The organism is Lactobacillus sp. UMNPBX16 (genome assembly GCF_002553775.1).
GTDB lineage: Bacteria > Bacillota > Bacilli > Lactobacillales > Lactobacillaceae > Lactobacillus > Lactobacillus crispatus.
The window spans coordinates 1-16,488 of sequence record NZ_PCYU01000022.1 but is presented as its reverse complement, the minus strand read 5'-3'; the positions used below and the strand labels follow the sequence as shown (position 1 = coordinate 16,488).

The window sequence follows — 16,488 nt, the reverse complement described above, 5'->3', positions numbered from 1 at the left end:
ATGGACGAGAATCAAACTCAAGATCATAGAATTAAAAACGTCGATCTAACTAGCATGATGCGTAGTTCATTTTTGGATTACGCAATGTCAGTTATTGTTGCACGTGCTTTACCTGATGTTCGTGATGGCTTAAAGCCCGTACAACGTCGTATTCTTTACGGTATGAGCGAGTTGGGTGTAACGCCTGATAAACCATACAAGAAGAGTGCCAGAATTGTTGGGGAAGTTATGGGTAAGTTCCACCCCCATGGTGATTCCTCAATCTATCTTGCTATGGCACACATGGCACAAGATTTCTCATACCGTTACATGTTAGTCGATGGTCACGGTAACTTCGGTTCTGTCGATGGTGATGAGCCAGCCGCAATGCGTTATACCGAAGCAAGAATGAGTAAAATTGCTGTGGAAATGTTGCGCGATATCAACAAAAACACCATTGATTGGCAAAGAAACTATGATGATACCGAAAATGAACCGGTTGTCTTACCTGCTAGAATTCCTAACTTGCTTGTTAACGGTGCTAACGGGATTGCCGTTGGGATGACAACAAATATCCCGCCACATAACTTGACTGAAGTTATTAGTGGTTTGCACATGTTAATGAAAAATCCTGATGCTACAACCAAGGACTTGATGAAAGTTATCCCAGGTCCCGATTTTCCAACTGGCGGAATTATTATGGGACGTGGTGGTATCTACCGTGCTTATGAGAGTGGTAAGGGTAACATTGTTGTTCGCGCCAAAACCAATATTGAGACTGAAAAGAGCGGCCGCGAGCGCATAATTGTGAGCGAAATTCCATTTATGGTAAACAAGGCTGAATTGGTGAAGAAAATTGCTGATTTGGCTCGAGAAAAGACTATCGATGGAATTACTGGTGTGCGTGATGAATCAGACCAGACAGGGATGCGGATTACCATTGATATTCGCCGTGATGCTAGTGCTAGCGTTGTTTTGAATAATTTATTCAAGCAAACTCAAATGCAGGCTAACTTTGGTATGAATATGGTGGCTATTGTTGATGGTGCGCCACACTTTTTAACCCTGAAGCAAATGCTGCAATATTACTTGGATCACCAAGAAGATGTTGTAACTCGCAGAACAAGATTCGAGTTAGCTAAGGCAGAGGCAAGAGCCCACATCCTTGAAGGGTTAAGAATCGCTCTGGACAATATTGATGAAATTGTCCACATTATCCGCAATAGTCAATCAAGTGACATTGCTAAAGCAACTTTGATTAGCCGCTTTGGCCTTGATGATAAGCAATCTCAGGCTATCTTAGATATGCGTTTGGTTCGCTTGACTGGCTTGGAGCGCGATAAGGTAGAAGCTGAATACAAGGAATTACAAGCTAAAATTGCTGACTACAAAGATATTTTGGCTAAGCCTGAGAGAATTGACCAAATTATCTATGACGAATTGCTTGATATTCAAAAACGATTCGGTGATAAGCGAAGAACCGAAATTGGTGCTAGCGAAGTCGTTTCAATTGAAGATGAAGATTTGATTGAAAAGCAAAATATTCTGTTGACGGTTACCCATAATGGCTATATTAAGAGAATGCCAATTCAGGAATTTAAGACTCAAAACCGTGGTGGTAAAGGTATCAAGGGAATGGGTGTACAAGATGGCGACTTTATTGAGCATTTGATTTACTCAAGTACGCACGATCTATTACTCTTCTTCACCAATGCCGGCAAGGTTTACTCTAAGAAGGCCTATGAAATTCCTGAATATGGCCGTATGGCTAAAGGCTTACCAGTAGTAAATCTTTTGCAATTGGAAAAGGGAGAAAAGGTTCAAACAGTCATTAACATTCCAGAAAATGCGGATGACAATTACTTGTTCTTTATTACCAAGATGGGTACCGTTAAACGGACACACGTTAGCGAATTTTCTAATATTAGAAATAGTGGTCTAATTGCCTTAACCTTGAAGGATGGCGACGAATTGAGTAATGTTTTGACTACTGATGGTAAGCAAAATATCTTGATCGGAACGCATTTAGGTTATGCGGTAACCTTTAGTGAAAACGATGTCCGGGCAATGGGTAGAACTGCTGCGGGTGTTCGCGGAATCAATTTAAGAGAGAATGACTATGTAGTTGGATCTGGCGTTTTAGGTGCTGATGATCAAGTCTTGGTAATCTCTGAAAAGGGCTATGGCAAACGGACGCCAGCCGCAGAATATCCAGTTAAAGGCCGTGGCGGTAAAGGCATTAAGACTGCCAATATTACTGAAAAGAATGGTCCTTTGGCCGGCGTAACAATCATCAATTCAAATAATGATGTTATGGTAATTACTACTGATGGGATTATGATTCGCTTCAAGATTGAGGATGTTTCTCAAACTGGTCGTAGTACAATGGGCGTTCGCTTAATTAAAGTCAATGACGGCAGTCAGGTTGCAAGCTTAACTATTGTTCCGACTGAAGAAGAACAAGATCAAACTGGTGACGATGACGAGCCCAAAAATGAATAATTAATTAAGAAAAACAAAAATTTTGAACTTTTAAAAAAATTATCAAACTTTTTTGCGTAATAAATAATGAGCAGTAAAAAAACTGTTAGGATCACGTGAAAACTGTTTGGTAATTTTTTGTTTATATGCTAAAATTAGAAATTGCGAGTAATATTCCATTACTCCTTGTTCTTGATTTTAGCAAGAACCATATAGTCCAAAAGGAGGTGCAATAGTCATGGCAACTACAAAGTACGAAGTAACTTACATCATCAAGCCAGATGTTGACGAAGACAACAAGAAGGCAGTTGTAGAAAACTACGACAAGGTTATCGCTGATAACGGTGGTACTATGGTAGAATCCAAAGACTGGGGCAAGCGTCGTTTCGCATATGAAATTGATAAGTATCGTGAAGGTACTTACCACATTATGACTTTCACTGCTGACAACGCTGACGCAGTTAACGAATTTAGCCGTTTGTCAAAGATTGACAACGCTATCTTACGTTCAATGACCGTTAAGTTAGATAAGTAATTTTAATTTATTATCCGTTATGTGATTTAGGAAAGGAAGGTACATGAGTATGATTAATAGAGTTGTACTTGTTGGCCGTTTAACACGTGATCCTGAATTACGTACTACTGGGAGTGGAATCTCGGTTGCTACGTTTACTCTTGCTGTTGACCGTCAATTTACAAATAGCCAAGGTGAGAGAGGCGCAGATTTCGTCAGCTGTGTAATTTGGAGAAAGTCAGCAGAAAACTTCTGCAACTTTACTTCAAAGGGTTCATTAGTTGGAATTGATGGCCGAATTCAAACCAGAAGTTATGATAATAAAGATGGGCAAAGGGTATATGTAACCGAAGTTGTTGTTGATAACTTCGCATTGCTCGAATCACGCAAGGATCGTGAAGCCCGCGGTCAAAATGGTGGTTATACACCAAATAGTGGAAATGCTGGCAGTCAACCTGCTAACAATTTCCCAAATAATGGCGGATCACAAGGTAATTCACAGACTAATAACAATCAAAATAATTCACAAGATCCATTTAGTGGCTCAGGTGATACGATTGATATTTCTGATGACGATCTACCATTTTAAACTAAATTAAAGAAAGGATTCTAGAACATGGCTCAACAAAGAAGAGGTGGCCGTCGTCGTCGTAAGGTTGACTACATCGCAGCTAACCACATCGACTACGTTGACTACAAGGATGTCGATCTGTTGAAACGTTTTATCTCAGAAAGAGGTAAGATTTTACCACGTCGTGTTACTGGCACTAGTGCTAAGAACCAACGTAAGGTAGCTAATGCAATTAAGAGAGCTCGTATCATGGGCTTGTTACCATTCGTTGCTGAAGACTAATTTAGATCGAAATAAACCAAAAGGACAGGACACAAGGTTCTGTCCTTTTTTCGTATAATAATTAAAAAAATTCTCTCTTCGTATTGTACCTACTGTTTTCAATCATGAGCCGGAATAAGGTATAATTAACACTGATATACTATATCTATTAGGAAGGATCTTCATGAAGGATTTTTTACGTAAGCTAGAATTGCCTGAATTTATTAAGGATTCACGGCTGACAGCTTCTATAATCATTGCACTTTCTCTTTCATTATTGGGAAGCATTATTGCGATGATTATGAATCCATTGTTTGGTTTGGCAATGCTTTTAGTCTTTATTTTGACCGTTGCCTTTGCCATCTATGGGACCTATATTTTAGCGGGTAATGCAAATAGCTTTGCGGTTAATTTGTCTTACCGGATAAAGCGTAGTGAACAAGAAGCAATGATTAAGATGCCGTTGGGAATTTTGCTTTATGATTCGGATCACCAAATTCAGTGGGTTAATCCATATCTGCAATTATATTTAAAGAGTACAGATTTAGTGGGGCACACAATTGAATCAGTTGACCCTGATCTGAATAAGCTACTTAATGAAGCAATTGAGGCAAAAACAGCAGAAAATCATCTGGTTGATTGGGATGGTCACCGATTTGAAATGGTGGTCCAAAATAATTTAGGCGTAATATATTTATTGGATATTACGCGCTATGCCAAAATTGAAGATAAATATAAAGCTGAACGATTGGCGATTGGTCAAATTTTCATCGATAATTATGATGAGCTAAGTGAAGCAATGCATGATCAAGAATTGACCAGCATGAGTTCATATGTGCAAAATACATTGAGTGATTATGCGAAAAAGTTTAACGCATATTTAAAACGGATTGATGAAGACCATTTCTTGATCTTGATCCATATGCAAGAATTAGCTGAGATGGAGAAGGACAAATTCTCTGTTTTAGATAAGGTGCGTCAAGAAACGAGTAGAAACAATAGGCCACTTACTTTATCTATGGGAATTGCTTTTGGGAGTGATTCTTTGTCTGAAATTGCCAACCAGGCTCAATCTAACTTGGATTTGGCCCTAGGTCGAGGTGGAGACCAGGTTGTCTTACGTCAACCCGGTAAAGACGCCCGCTTTTATGGCGGTAAGTCTAATCCGATGGAAAAGCGGACTAGAGTTAGAGCAAGAATGGTTTCACAAGCAATTAGTGAACTATTTAAAGATGCCGATCAAGTTTTTGTTGTTGGTCATCAGCGTCCTGACATGGACTCAGTCGGTAGTGGGATTGGCGTAGTAAAATTAGCTCGTCTTCACGGAGTTAAAGCTAATTTTGTTTTAGATACTAATAAGACAAACTATGATGTTGGTCGCTTGGTCACCTTAATGCAACAGAAAAATCAGGATAAGGATATTTTTATTAACCCTGATGTAGCTTTAGCTCAAGTTACTGACAAGTCAATGTTGGTAATGGTTGATCATTCGAAGTATTCAATTACTTACTCACGGTCACTTTATGATCGTTTGAAGAATCGAATCATCGTTATTGATCACCATAGACGAGGCGAGGAATTCCCTGAAAATCCAATGTTAACCTATGTTGAACCATATGCTTCTTCGGCTTGTGAATTGGTCACTGAAATGATTGAATATCAGCAGCCAGCTAACGGTAAGCGAGTTTTGACCGATATTGAAGCTACAGCAATGTTAGCCGGGATTGTGGTCGACTCCAAGGAATTCTCGTTGAGAACAGGAACTAGAACCTTCGATGCGGCTAGTTACTTACGTTCAATCGGGGCTGACTCAGCAGTTGTAAGCATGCTCTTGAAAGAGGACATTGATAGTTTCCTCGAACGGACGCATTTAGTAGCCACTTTGAAGATGGTGAAGCCACATATGGCCGTATTATGTGGACCTGATGATAAGATTATAGATCCGATCATTACAGCGCAGGCGGCTGATACTGCACTTGATTTGGAAAATGTGGGTGCTAGTTTCGCAATTACGCGGCGCAGTGATAATACGATTGGTATTTCAGCTAGATCAATGGGTAAGATCAACGTTCAAATTATTATGGAAAAATTGGGCGGTGGTGGACATCTTTCTAATGCGGCAACACAGATTAAAGATGTTACTATTGAAGAAGCAAAACAAAAATTGCTTGATGCAATTGATGAATATGAAAAAGAAAATGATTAGGAAGGACAAATATGAAAGTTATTTTTACTCAAGATGTTAGAGGTCGAGGTAAGCGTGGACAAGTTAAGGACGTACCTGATGGATACGCACAAAATTACTTGATTAAGCGAGGCTTGGCTAAAGAAGCTACTAAAGGTAACATGAATACCTTGAAGCGTGTAGAAGCTAATGAAAAGGCTGCTTATGAAGCAGAAAAGGCCGAAGCAGAAAAGATCAAGGCAGAACTTGAAAAAGACGATACCGTTGTTAACTTCAAATCTAAGGCTGGTACTGACTCACGTTTGTTTGGTTCAATCTCAAGTAAGAAGATTGTGGAAGGCCTTGAAAAGCAATACGGTATCAAGGTTGATAAACGCAAGCTTAACTTGCCAGAACCAATTAAGACTTTGGGCTATACTAATGTTCATGCCAAATTATTTAAGGGTGTAGAAGCTACTATTCGCGTTCACGTTACTGAACAAGACTAATAAAAAGTGGTTGTGATTGATGGATAATATCGTTTCTCAACAAATTCCGCATGATCGCGATGCCGAAAGGGCAGTTCTGGGTGCGATTTTTATCGATCCTGAAGCCATTGCGGATGCTAGTGCGGTAGTTCAGCCTGAAGATTTCTATGAGCGGGCTAATCAAATTGTCTTTCAAGCGATGTTGGACTTGTCTGATCGCGGGGATGCAATTGATACGCTGACCTTGCAGGATGAATTAAACAAAAGAAATCAGTTAGAAGATATTGGTGGTATCGGTTATGTTTCTGAATTAGCGATGGCCACACCGACAGCAGCGCATGTTACCTATTATGCCAAAATTGTGCATAGGAAGGCGCTGCTTCGTCGTTTAATCTCTGCTAGTCAGAAGATTATCTCTAATGCAATCGATGGCTCTGACGATGTAACAGACATTCTAGATGACGCTGAAAGTGAAATTATGAATGTTTCGTCAGAGAATAGCACAGGCGGCTTTAGGACCATTAAAGAGATCGTTAATTCAGCGATTAATGATATTAATAATATTCCGGATGACGGAAATATGGTTACTGGCTTGCCGACTGGTTTTGCGGAATTAGATAAGATGACAACTGGTTTTCACGATGATGAATTGATCATTGTAGCTGCTCGTCCTGGTGTGGGTAAGACTTCATTTGCCTTAAATATTGCGCAAAATGTAGGGCTACACACTGAAAAAAGTGTAGCTATGTTCTCACTAGAAATGAGTGGAGAGCAACTGGTTCAGAGAATGTTAGCTTCTGAAGGACTGATTAATTCACAGCACTTGAGAACTGGCCAGCTTGATGAAGAAGAATGGCGTAAATTGGTAGTGGCTTCTGGGTCACTAGCAGGTGCGCAAATCTTTATCGATGATACGCCCGGAATCAAGATGAGTGAAATTCGTGCTAAATCACGGCGATTAGCTAAGGAAAAGGGCAATCTTGGTCTTATTGTAATTGACTACTTGCAGCTGATTGAAGGGCCACGCAGTGAATCACGGCAACAAGAAGTTTCTGCTATTTCAAGACAGTTAAAAAAGCTAGCTAAAGAGTTGCACGTGCCTGTTATTGCCCTTTCGCAGTTATCACGGTCAGTTGAACAAAGACAAGATAAACGGCCTGTATTATCTGATATTCGTGAATCTGGGTCAATTGAACAGGATGCCGACATTGTTTCTTTCTTATATCGAGATGATTATTATCGCGATGAGCCTAAAGATGGCGAAAGTAGTGGCAGTCAAGATGAAGTTGGCGCAGAAGACGATAACGGTGAAGTAGAAGTCATTATTGAAAAGAACCGTTCTGGTAGTCGGGGGACAGTTAAATTAATGTTCTCTAAGCCGTTTAACCGGTTTTCAAATTTGGATTATGCGCATGATCCTAATGGTAATTAGAAAAAGCACTCGATGAGTGCTTTTTCTATGTTTGAATATAATACGAATAATATTTACATTTATAATGGAAATTGTTTATATTTGGCGTTGAAATGATACCATAAGTTTGCTATAACTATTACTGAAAAGAGTAATAACGAATATACTCATGGAGGAATAGCAAATTTATGAAATTTAAGAAGATTTTGCTTGGTGCATGTGCAGTTTTAGCAGCTGTGTCATTAGCAGCCTGCTCAAATAGTAAGAAGAGTTCATCTTCATCGAATGAACCTAAGGAATTGAACGTTGAATTTGTACCAAGTACCCAAGCAAATAAGATGGAAGCTAAGGCAAAGCCTTTAGGCACATTATTGCAGAAGCAATTACACATTCCAGTTCATGTAACAGTTTCTACTGACTATAGTGGTTTAGTTGAAGCAATGTCATCTAAGAAAGTGGATGTTGGTTTTATGCCGCCATATTCTTACATATTAGCTCATAAAAAGGGAATTGCTGATGTTTTATTGCAAGCCGAACGTTACGGCTATGATGAACCATCCGGTAAGATGAATCATACCTTAATGCATAAGTATCGTGGTATGATCGTGGTTAAGAAGGGCTCAAAGATCAAATCTTGGAAAGACTTAAAGGGTAAAAAGATTGCGATTGGCGATCCTAGTTCTTCATCGGGCTATGTTTATCCAGTTGCGGAACTTTACAAAAAGGGTTTGAATGTAACCAAGGACTGCAAATTAGTTAATGTTAAGGGTGACGATCAAGAAGTGTTATCCGTTTTGAATGGGGATGTTGATGCCGCATTCGTCTTCTCAGATGCACGTAATATTGCCGCTAAGGATGACAAGAAAGCAATGACCGATGTTGTGCCAATCTACTTTACCAAGTGGATTCCAAACGATACTATTGCGGTTAGAAAAGATATGCCTAAAAAATTCAGAGTTAAGTTAGCTAAGGCTTTCAAGAATATTGCTAAGTCTAAGAAGGGTAAGCAAATTATCGAAAGCATTTATAACCATTATGGTTACGTTGAAGCTAAGGATTCCGACTTTGATGGCTTACGTCAATACCAAAAGATCGTTAACAAAGCTACTGGTGGCAGTAACTAAAATAGAATAATTTAATTGAAAGGGCTCACCATTACGGGTGAGTTCTTTTTGTTTCTATATAATATATCAGTTAAAATAGACATAAAAGAAATGAAGAAAGAAGAAAAATATGAAAATTGCGGTTTTGACTGATAGCTCGGCTTATTTGACTAAAGAGCAACAAGAAAAATATCAGATTGATGTTCTGCCTATCCCGATTATTTGGGGGAAGAAAGTTTACCATGATTTAGTTGATATTGGCTATGAAGAGTTTTATCAAAAATTAAGTGAAGAAAAAGAATTACCAACAACTTCTCAACCTTCAATCGGTGACTTAAAAGAAAAAATTAATGAATATGTTGAGCAGGGATATACAGATGTGATTGTGATTACTCTTTCAAGTGGTATCTCCAGCTATTTTTCAACGGTTCAAAGTGTTACTGCAGAGGAAGATCGTATCAAGGTTCATCCATTTGATAGTAAGATTACTTGTGCAGGTGAAGCAGATTATGCCATGCTAGCAGGGCGACTAGTGCAGGCAGGAGCCAATATTGATTTAATTATGCATGATCTCAAGGACTTGCAAAAAACAATGGATGTGCGCTTCATGGTGGACGATTTGAGCCATTTAAAGCGGACTGGACGTTTATCTAATGCGGCTAGCTTTGTTGGTACGTTGTTCAAGATTAAGCCGATTTTATCGATGGATGTGCAAAATGAAGGCCATATTTCAGCGATTGCGAAAGAGCGTCAATATAAACGTGCATACAAGCATGTGCAAAATGATTTTGATAATTTGACTAAAAATATGCCGTATAAGATTCAGGACACAATTTTTGATTCACTTGATCCTGAGAAAAAGCAAGAGTGGCTGGAAGATTACCAAGCAAAGTTTCCTAAGTATAAGTTCGATACCAGCATTATCGGACCAGTTGTTGGCGTGCACGTGGGACAAGGAACAATGTCGATGATTTGGTGCCGCGATTTGGATACTTATTTTGATGAAAATGGGCGACCAATTGAAGGAATTGAGTCAAAAGTGGTTGAAGATCCAGCGTAAATCAACAAAAATAATTACATACATATGAAAGCCTTTACACATAAAGGCTTTTTTCTTTATAATATTAGCAGCATAAAAACTTTTTAGAGATAAATTTACAGAAAAGGATGAGAATATGTCAGAGAAGAAATATGTTGGTAGTATCGAAGCAGGCGGTACTAAATTTATCGTAGCTGTGCAAGATGTAGAAACGGGTGAAGAGGTTGCTCGTGACCGAATTCCTACCACAACTAATAAGGAAACCCTTGAAAAGACAGCTGAATTCTTTAAAAAGCATCCCGTTGATGCTTTAGGTATTGGTACTTTTGGTCCGATCGATATTAACCCCAACTCTCGTACTTACGGCTATATTTTGGATACGCCAAAGCCAGGTTGGTCAGGAACTAATGTGAAGGGCTTCTTTGAAAGAGAATTAGGTATTCCAGTTGCCATGACGACTGACGTTAACGCATCATGTTATGGTGAATATGTTGCTCGCGGTCGCGATGATTCTAAGAGCTACTTCTATGCAACAGTTGGTACTGGCGTTGGAGCTGGAATTGTGCAAGCGGGTAAGTTGCTCGGTTTGAATAACCATCCAGAAATGGGGCACATGTTGGTTCGTCGTTATCCTGGTGATGATTATGAAGGCCATTGCCCATTCCATAATGATGCTTGTGTTGAAGGCATGTCTGCCGGTCCAAGTCTTGAGGGCAGAACTGGTATCCCTGGTGAAAAATTGTCTCGCGATAACAAGGTCTTCACTTATTCTGCATATTACATTGCTCAAATGCTCTTCAATGTTTATATGGCTGCTCGTCCAGATGTAATGATTGTTGGCGGTTCAGTTTTAAATGAAGATGATTTGGTTAAGGTAAGAAAGTTCTTTGATGAATTTAACAACAATTACATTGCCACACCCGATTTGAATGAATTAATTGTGCGTCCTGCTGTGGCTCACAACGGGTCTGCAACTCTTGGCGATTTTGAATTAGCTAAGAATTTGCTCAAATAAAAAAGCATAGATAAATTGAATAAGCAATAAAAAGGCTCAACTCGTTAAGAAAGACGTAAGGCGAGCCTTTTTTGACGTAATTTGACCTAAATGCGAGTAATATTAATTCTAGAAACGTAACCGGTTTATTAAGAAAGGAGCCCAACTATGAACAAATCAGATAGTGGCTTAAAAGACAAAGTTATCGGTAAAGTGAAAGAAGTCGAAGGTAAAATTACCGGCGATAAATCACGCGAAGTCCAAGGAAAAGCTCAACAAGCCAAGGGCAAAATTAAGGACAAAGCCAAAAAATTAAAGGATGATCTGGAAAAAGACCATCAAATAGACGAAGATTGTTAAAGACTCAGGTCGACTAGCAATAGCTAAATAGAAAGCAAATAGGTGATCCTATGTTATCATGGATCTGGGTTTTAATCGTTGGCGCTATAATAGGTCTAATAGCTGGTTTCATAACCGGCAAGGGTGGATCAATGGGATTTATAGCTAATTTAATAGCAGGGCTGGTTGGTTCAACCTTAGGCCAAGCAATCTTTGGTTCGTGGGGGCCGCAAATGGCTGGGATGGCAATCGTACCATCAATATTGGGAGCAGTCATCTTGGTACTAGTGGTTTCCTTTGTACTAGGGATGCTTAGAAGAACTGAATAAAAATAGAATAAGAGAAAAAAGACATGCTTAGCATGTCTTTTTTTGTGTTTCATGTGAAACTATTTTAGCTTTTTTCGTTCATTTTCTTTCTCAGCTAAAAAACGTTGCTTAATTTCTTCAGGCAAAAGACTAGGGACCGTTTTGTCATAAAATTCAAAGAATATGGGTGCCTTGTTAGAGTCATTGCTCTTGGGATATAAGGCAAAGTCACTTTCGCTAAACGGTAAGCTGATATTACCACGTAAAGCATTGATAATCTCACCGAACATATGCAAAACATAACGGCGCGTCTCAGGCTCTAATGACATGATTACGCGACTGAAACGGACAGTGCCTAATAATTTATTGGCTGTAATCTGGAACACATCGGTAATGTTCAATTCATCAAAAGCTTGAAAGAGGGCATCCCAGAGTTCGCCGCGTTGTTTTTCAGGAATGCTGTGATTGAAATCGATGAGCGAGTGGCGCAATGAGCGAGCACCTGAAGTTAAACTTTCAGCTAAAACAAAACTGTCACGCCCCACGGCCCAGCGGCGAGGATCATGTTGTTGGACCATCGGTGCAGTGCTTTTGACGATTAAAACGTGTTCAGGATGATCAAGCATGGTGCCAATGATTGAAGCTTCTGGGAGGTAGGTCTTCATCTTGGGTAATGCACGTACAAAGCCAGGTGCTTTCCAGACCTGGCGGAAAAAGCCGGGGCCGTCAAAGCTAAAGGCTTTGATAATGCGGTCTTGCAATTTTGGCTCGGCTACGCTTAAAGCATATTCAGCGTAATTGCCGCCCTTAGAATGCCCTGCTAAATAAATTTTGTCATGGGGAAAGGCGGCAGCCATTTCTTTGAGATAATTGGCAGCAACATCTTGACCATAAACTTTGGGCATGTAGTTCATATTCATGTCTTCGTTCCAGCCGATGATTGAGTTGTCGGTTCCGCGGTAAACGATGATAATTGTATTATCGGTTAGGCGAAAAGTAGCCGCGGTAAATTGAAGTGGATAAGGATCCTTTTCCAGCCGATTGGTCCAATTAAGGATTTTGATGTCGCCTAGACGAGGTGATTTAGGTAAAAGAAGAATTTGATCGCCAGCTAAATCTTTCATTTGTACTTGAAATGAAGGAAGGACGTGTAATTTTTCTGCGACTTCACTTAAGGTATGTTCCTTAGCAGATTTGTCGACGGGTAAGTAGATGATTGAGGCGAAGAGGGATGCGTCCACGCTATTAAAAGGCCGTTCTTTAAAAGAAAGATCTCCCCGCCAACGTAAATAATCAAGTGTTCCAGCCATAATCTCATCCTTTCATTAATTAGGCAATATTACTATTTTACTAAATTGTCGCGCCAAAATAAAAATCTCAAGCTAATGCTTGAGATTTAAAATGATTTTACATACCACCACGGGTATAACTAATACGGGTAATATCAGGATATTTACGTAGATTCATGACAATAGAATTCTCATCCATTTTATTATTAATGATTCCGTCAACGTAGAAAACAATGTGGTCATCACTCACGTCGAGAATTTTAACAGTAACATTTTCGACGTGATTATCTGCTAGTTCTTGCCTGATTTTAGATAAAATATGATGCTGATTAATAGCCACAATTTGAATATTAAAACGAACATGTGGCGTTATTTTGTTGATAATGACATCATCGTGAAAGATCATTTGAATGATAAACAATAGGGCGGTTGATAGGATACCGATGAAATACATGCCAGCACCAACAGCCATCCCGATGGCGGCAGTTGCCCAAACTCCAGCGGCAGTAGTTAAGCCTGAGACCTGTTCTTTTCTAACTAGGATTGTACCCGCACCAATGAAGGAAATTCCTGTAACGATCTGGGCCGCAATTCTTGATGGATCTAGTGCAATGTCATGCATGCTTAATAGATCGGTAAATCCATATTTAGATACGATCATGAATAAAGCAGAAGCAATCGCAACTACGATATGAGTTCTCACACCCGCGCTTTTTCTCTGAATCGCCCGCTCATAGCCGATTAATGCGCCACAAAAAGCTGCGACAACAATTCTAAGTAGCCAATCTAATTCGGTTGTAATTGGAGCTAAAGTTTGCATTATTTAGTCCTCATCCTTTGTATAATCAACAATTATTATCATTTCTATTTTAACGTAAATGCAGAAAAATTATAGTCTGGGGAATTTTTTTGAACTTTTTTCAAAAAAAGACTTGCACAGTTTCCATCTATATGGTTTAATAAATACTGTTGTCGGGTAAGACAACGAAGAGTTGCTGACTTAGCTCAGTTGGCAGAGCACCTCACTAGTAATGAGGAGGTCGGAGGTTCGAACCCTCTAGTCAGCATTAGAAAGATTCATTTTTAATGATTAACCTTTATTTATCAACGTTTTACGAAGATAAGTTAAGGTTAATTTTTTTGTATAAAGAAAAATAATGCACATAATCTGCACACGTTTTAGAGTGTGTGCATTGAATGAACTCAGAGCGTAGAATAAAGGTTATAATGACGGGCTTTAAGCCCGTTTTTTTGTGTGCACAGCATGAACACGGAGTATAATTAAATTAATTAGAAACAATGAAGATTAAATAGGTGAAAAAATGAGTTATACGATTTATACCAAAGGAATAACTAGTAATTTCTTCGATAAAGATGGATATAAAATTGGTTTTTGGTGTTATTACTTACGTACTGAAAATACTACTGAATTAAAGTGTAAAGTAGTTAAAAGTGAAGATGCTAAAAAATTAACTGCTCCAAGAATGCAATTAAAATCAATAATTGAAGCTTTAAAGTTTTGTGAGAATGATAGTTTCGTAGATTCTATAAAGTTATATACTAACAATCAACAATATTTTAAACAGTGTTTTGAAAATGAAAAAAGCCGAAAGAAAAATAAAGATCTTTGGGCTCAAATAAATAAACTGAAACTGGATAAGGGCTTAATTATTTTCCCTGAGGATAAAGATAATGCTGTTAAGCAAAGTCGTGGAATGAAGATACTAGAAGCCGCTATAAGGGATACACAGGCTCATAATAATGACTGGGAGGAACATACCGCCCATCCTAGTTTAAACAAGGAAATGGAAGATTAGATAGGAAGAAGAGCAACTTACGTTGCTCTTCTTTGTTTCGGATAAATATTAACTATATCCTTTGTGTGGCACCAAAATTATATTTGCTTAACAATGGATTATCAAGTTCTTTTAACTGATCTGATGATATTAATTGAAGAAAGCACGTTGAAGCTCGTTGATTTTGGACTTTTTCAACGAGCTAAACATTTTTAAACACGCCATTCGAGAGACAGGCAAGGCGGGCTTGCCCGCCGCAGGCTGGGTCTCGTGTATACGTGTGCTGGAGTTTTGCGAGATTTACGAGATTTACGTGGAACGTTGAGATATTCGTTAGCAAAGTGTTAGTCCATAAAAGCCTAATCCGATTGTAATAGCAAACATTAATAGCGAACCTATAGTGGCCCATCTAAGTTTAATTTTATTACGCTCGTATTTTTGTTGATAATTTTCTTTGGTTAAACTCATCACATATCCCATCCAGCAATAAGTAATAATTGCACATAAAACTAAAAGTAATAAATCTATCCATGTAATAATTTCAACCATTTTTATTTTCCTTTCTAAATAATACAAAAAGACAAGTTAGCTTTAATGAAAATTACCCGGAAATCTCCCTATTTTAATAGGGAGATGGATAGGGCTTACTTAGTAGCCTCTACAAAGTAAATCAGTAATAAAAATTACTGTGTGTGTCCTTCGCCAATGTTATCCGGCAGTTCAACCTTTCGACTGCTTAAAGAAACTTTAAGTGCTGATACAATCACTAAGCCTACCAATCAGCTTTGTTTAGATTGTATCCGTAGAGCCTGGAATTAGGACGGCGTTCCAGGGTACCTATCTAAATTATTAACTAAGCATCAGTGTTACCTGCTGTAGCATGACTAATAATTCATTTGTCGGTAACGTAGTAACTTAATACTTAGGCTAATCAACCTGGCTCATAGATAATATGTTATCTACAAGCCACGGACTTTAGTCCGTGGTAGTTGACAATAATAACTATAATACTATTCTTTTGGATTTTTATTTTCATTACTCCGATCATGATATTGTTTCAAATATTTATTCGCAAGAATTATCATTACAAAAAGTATCACAATAGATAACATATGTGACATGTCATGAATTGGTGTATGACTAATATTAAAAAGTTTGGCATAAGCACTATTTGTTTCTGATAAATATAATAAGAAGAAACTAGGTGCTAAAACAATTGCTTCAGCTATTGCTAAACTCAAATATTTTAGCATTGTAGGTGTGGATTTAGGACTAAATATAACTTTTTCCCAGATACAAGTGATAAAGAGACTGAGATTTTCACTTAATAAAATGATCGTTTGAAGATCGGAAAATGATAATTTTAGCATAAAACTTTACACTCTTTCTATAATTGTATGTTTTTATAAAATTAAAAAGACAAGTTAGATTAACTCTAGCTTGTCTTTTTAATTTACATGGAGACTGTAAAATAGTTTGTGTAAGGATGAATGATTCCTTAAATTTATTTCTTTAAACATTAGAAAAAGGAGTTCCTTTCTCGTATGATTGGTTTGAACAAAAAAAACATACAGAAAGAAGAACTCCTTCATGAATGATTTTACCAAAGATTTTGCTCAAGCTCTATTCAATCCAGACAAAATAAATGATTTATTGCGCAAAGAGCTACAACAGGCTGTTAATGACTTGCTAGAAGCTGAGTTGACTGCCTTTCTGGGCTATGATCCCTATGCCAGAAATGGCTGGAATAC

The 16,488-nt window shown here is 38.3% G+C and carries 17 protein-coding genes, 1 tRNA gene and 1 pseudogene; 15 read left to right on the top strand and 4 right to left on the bottom strand.

Features of this window, described 5'->3' with window-relative positions; genetic code table 11:
* The 12 genes from gyrA to CP367_RS06155 all read left to right on the top strand — a co-directional run bounded on the left by gyrA (position 1) and on the right by CP367_RS06155 (position 11,673).
* Positions 1-2,481, top strand: a complete 2,481-nt coding sequence (gene gyrA, locus CP367_RS06210; protein WP_013085588.1) for a DNA gyrase subunit A — start codon at positions 1-3, stop codon at positions 2,479-2,481.
* 217 nt (positions 2,482-2,698) lie between these two features.
* Positions 2,699-2,995: a 30S ribosomal protein S6 gene (rpsF, locus tag CP367_RS06205; protein ID WP_005729269.1), complete on the top strand. Its 297-nt coding sequence runs from the start codon at positions 2,699-2,701 to the stop codon at positions 2,993-2,995.
* A 49-nt stretch (positions 2,996-3,044) separates the two neighbouring features.
* Positions 3,045-3,563, top strand: coding sequence for a single-stranded DNA-binding protein (gene ssb / locus CP367_RS06200; RefSeq protein ID WP_013085589.1), 519 nt, complete (start codon positions 3,045-3,047; stop codon positions 3,561-3,563).
* Between the two features lie 27 nt (positions 3,564-3,590).
* Entirely contained in the window at positions 3,591-3,827 is a 237-nt protein-coding gene (rpsR, locus tag CP367_RS06195) for a 30S ribosomal protein S18 (RefSeq protein WP_003549366.1), read from the top strand.
* A gap of 163 nt (positions 3,828-3,990) precedes the next feature.
* Positions 3,991-6,012, top strand: a complete 2,022-nt coding sequence (locus CP367_RS06190; protein ID WP_089145743.1) for a DHH family phosphoesterase — start codon at positions 3,991-3,993, stop codon at positions 6,010-6,012.
* Between the two features lie 11 nt (positions 6,013-6,023).
* The gene (gene rplI, locus CP367_RS06185) at positions 6,024-6,479 is read left to right on the top strand and encodes a 50S ribosomal protein L9 (protein ID WP_005721048.1); all 456 of its coding nucleotides are present in this window, start codon (positions 6,024-6,026) and stop codon (positions 6,477-6,479) included.
* A 19-nt stretch (positions 6,480-6,498) separates the two neighbouring features.
* Positions 6,499-7,890 carry a replicative DNA helicase gene (gene dnaB, locus CP367_RS06180; RefSeq protein ID WP_005729251.1) on the top strand — a complete coding sequence of 464 codons (1,392 nt, stop codon included), beginning with the start codon at positions 6,499-6,501 and terminating at the stop codon, positions 7,888-7,890.
* A gap of 167 nt (positions 7,891-8,057) precedes the next feature.
* Positions 8,058-8,993, top strand: coding sequence for a phosphate/phosphite/phosphonate ABC transporter substrate-binding protein (locus CP367_RS06175; RefSeq protein WP_013085593.1), 936 nt, complete (start codon positions 8,058-8,060; stop codon positions 8,991-8,993).
* A 109-nt stretch (positions 8,994-9,102) separates the two neighbouring features.
* Positions 9,103-10,032, top strand: coding sequence for a DegV family protein (locus CP367_RS06170; protein ID WP_089142919.1), 930 nt, complete (start codon positions 9,103-9,105; stop codon positions 10,030-10,032).
* A 115-nt stretch (positions 10,033-10,147) separates the two neighbouring features.
* A complete protein-coding gene (locus CP367_RS06165; RefSeq protein WP_089145744.1) occupies positions 10,148-11,026 on the top strand; it encodes an ROK family protein in 879 nt (292 codons plus the stop codon).
* A gap of 147 nt (positions 11,027-11,173) precedes the next feature.
* On the top strand, positions 11,174-11,365 hold the full coding sequence (locus tag CP367_RS06160) for a CsbD family protein (protein WP_023487829.1): 192 nt from the start codon (positions 11,174-11,176) through the stop codon (positions 11,363-11,365).
* 50 nt (positions 11,366-11,415) lie between these two features.
* On the top strand, positions 11,416-11,673 hold the full coding sequence (locus CP367_RS06155; RefSeq protein WP_060462105.1) for a GlsB/YeaQ/YmgE family stress response membrane protein: 258 nt from the start codon (positions 11,416-11,418) through the stop codon (positions 11,671-11,673).
* A 59-nt stretch (positions 11,674-11,732) separates the two neighbouring features.
* Here the strand turns inward: CP367_RS06155 and CP367_RS06150 are convergent, their stop codons facing one another.
* Together CP367_RS06150 and CP367_RS06145 are read right to left on the bottom strand one after the other, a co-directional pair.
* Positions 11,733-12,962, bottom strand: a complete 1,230-nt coding sequence (locus tag CP367_RS06150; RefSeq protein WP_089145745.1) for a DUF2974 domain-containing protein — start codon at positions 12,960-12,962, stop codon at positions 11,733-11,735.
* Positions 12,963-13,059: 97 nt separating this feature from the next.
* Positions 13,060-13,761: an MgtC/SapB family protein gene (locus CP367_RS06145; protein ID WP_061205003.1), complete on the bottom strand. Its 702-nt coding sequence runs from the start codon at positions 13,759-13,761 to the stop codon at positions 13,060-13,062.
* A 174-nt stretch (positions 13,762-13,935) separates the two neighbouring features.
* Between CP367_RS06145 and CP367_RS06140 the strand changes: the two genes are divergently transcribed.
* Positions 13,936-14,008 (top strand) — tRNA-Thr (locus tag CP367_RS06140).
* Between the two features lie 255 nt (positions 14,009-14,263).
* Positions 14,264-14,758: a hypothetical protein gene (locus CP367_RS06135; protein WP_089142916.1), complete on the top strand. Its 495-nt coding sequence runs from the start codon at positions 14,264-14,266 to the stop codon at positions 14,756-14,758.
* A 312-nt stretch (positions 14,759-15,070) separates the two neighbouring features.
* Here CP367_RS06135 and CP367_RS06130 read toward each other — a convergent pair whose 3' ends face one another.
* The gene (locus CP367_RS06130; protein WP_089142915.1) at positions 15,071-15,286 is read right to left on the bottom strand and encodes a hypothetical protein; all 216 of its coding nucleotides are present in this window, start codon (positions 15,284-15,286) and stop codon (positions 15,071-15,073) included.
* 461 nt (positions 15,287-15,747) lie between these two features.
* A complete protein-coding gene (locus tag CP367_RS06125; RefSeq protein ID WP_089145746.1) occupies positions 15,748-16,107 on the bottom strand; it encodes a hypothetical protein in 360 nt (119 codons plus the stop codon).
* Between the two features lie 220 nt (positions 16,108-16,327).
* Between CP367_RS06125 and CP367_RS06120 the strand changes: the two are divergent.
* Positions 16,328-16,488 (top strand): annotated as a pseudogene (locus tag CP367_RS06120) (IS256 family transposase); the annotation flags it as partial.

What these genes read in the sequence shown, in the direction of transcription:
- CP367_RS06145 (WP_061205003.1), bottom strand. Translation starts at nt 13,761, where the DNA reads ATGCAAACTTTAGCTCCAATTACAACCGAATTAGATTGGCTACTTAGA.
- CP367_RS06175 (WP_013085593.1), top strand. Translation starts at nt 8,058, where the DNA reads ATGAAATTTAAGAAGATTTTGCTTGGTGCATGTGCAGTTTTAGCAGCT.
- rplI (WP_005721048.1), top strand. Translation starts at nt 6,024, where the DNA reads ATGAAAGTTATTTTTACTCAAGATGTTAGAGGTCGAGGTAAGCGTGGA.
- dnaB (WP_005729251.1), top strand. Translation starts at nt 6,499, where the DNA reads ATGGATAATATCGTTTCTCAACAAATTCCGCATGATCGCGATGCCGAA.
- rpsF (WP_005729269.1), top strand. Translation starts at nt 2,699, where the DNA reads ATGGCAACTACAAAGTACGAAGTAACTTACATCATCAAGCCAGATGTT.
- CP367_RS06170 (WP_089142919.1), top strand. Translation starts at nt 9,103, where the DNA reads ATGAAAATTGCGGTTTTGACTGATAGCTCGGCTTATTTGACTAAAGAG.
- CP367_RS06135 (WP_089142916.1), top strand. Translation starts at nt 14,264, where the DNA reads ATGAGTTATACGATTTATACCAAAGGAATAACTAGTAATTTCTTCGAT.
- CP367_RS06190 (WP_089145743.1), top strand. Translation starts at nt 3,991, where the DNA reads ATGAAGGATTTTTTACGTAAGCTAGAATTGCCTGAATTTATTAAGGAT.
- CP367_RS06155 (WP_060462105.1), top strand. Translation starts at nt 11,416, where the DNA reads ATGTTATCATGGATCTGGGTTTTAATCGTTGGCGCTATAATAGGTCTA.
- ssb (WP_013085589.1), top strand. Translation starts at nt 3,045, where the DNA reads ATGATTAATAGAGTTGTACTTGTTGGCCGTTTAACACGTGATCCTGAA.
- gyrA (WP_013085588.1), top strand. Translation starts at nt 1, where the DNA reads ATGGACGAGAATCAAACTCAAGATCATAGAATTAAAAACGTCGATCTA.
- CP367_RS06150 (WP_089145745.1), bottom strand. Translation starts at nt 12,962, where the DNA reads ATGGCTGGAACACTTGATTATTTACGTTGGCGGGGAGATCTTTCTTTT.
- CP367_RS06165 (WP_089145744.1), top strand. Translation starts at nt 10,148, where the DNA reads ATGTCAGAGAAGAAATATGTTGGTAGTATCGAAGCAGGCGGTACTAAA.
- CP367_RS06130 (WP_089142915.1), bottom strand. Translation starts at nt 15,286, where the DNA reads ATGGTTGAAATTATTACATGGATAGATTTATTACTTTTAGTTTTATGT.
- rpsR (WP_003549366.1), top strand. Translation starts at nt 3,591, where the DNA reads ATGGCTCAACAAAGAAGAGGTGGCCGTCGTCGTCGTAAGGTTGACTAC.
- CP367_RS06125 (WP_089145746.1), bottom strand. Translation starts at nt 16,107, where the DNA reads ATGCTAAAATTATCATTTTCCGATCTTCAAACGATCATTTTATTAAGT.
- CP367_RS06160 (WP_023487829.1), top strand. Translation starts at nt 11,174, where the DNA reads ATGAACAAATCAGATAGTGGCTTAAAAGACAAAGTTATCGGTAAAGTG.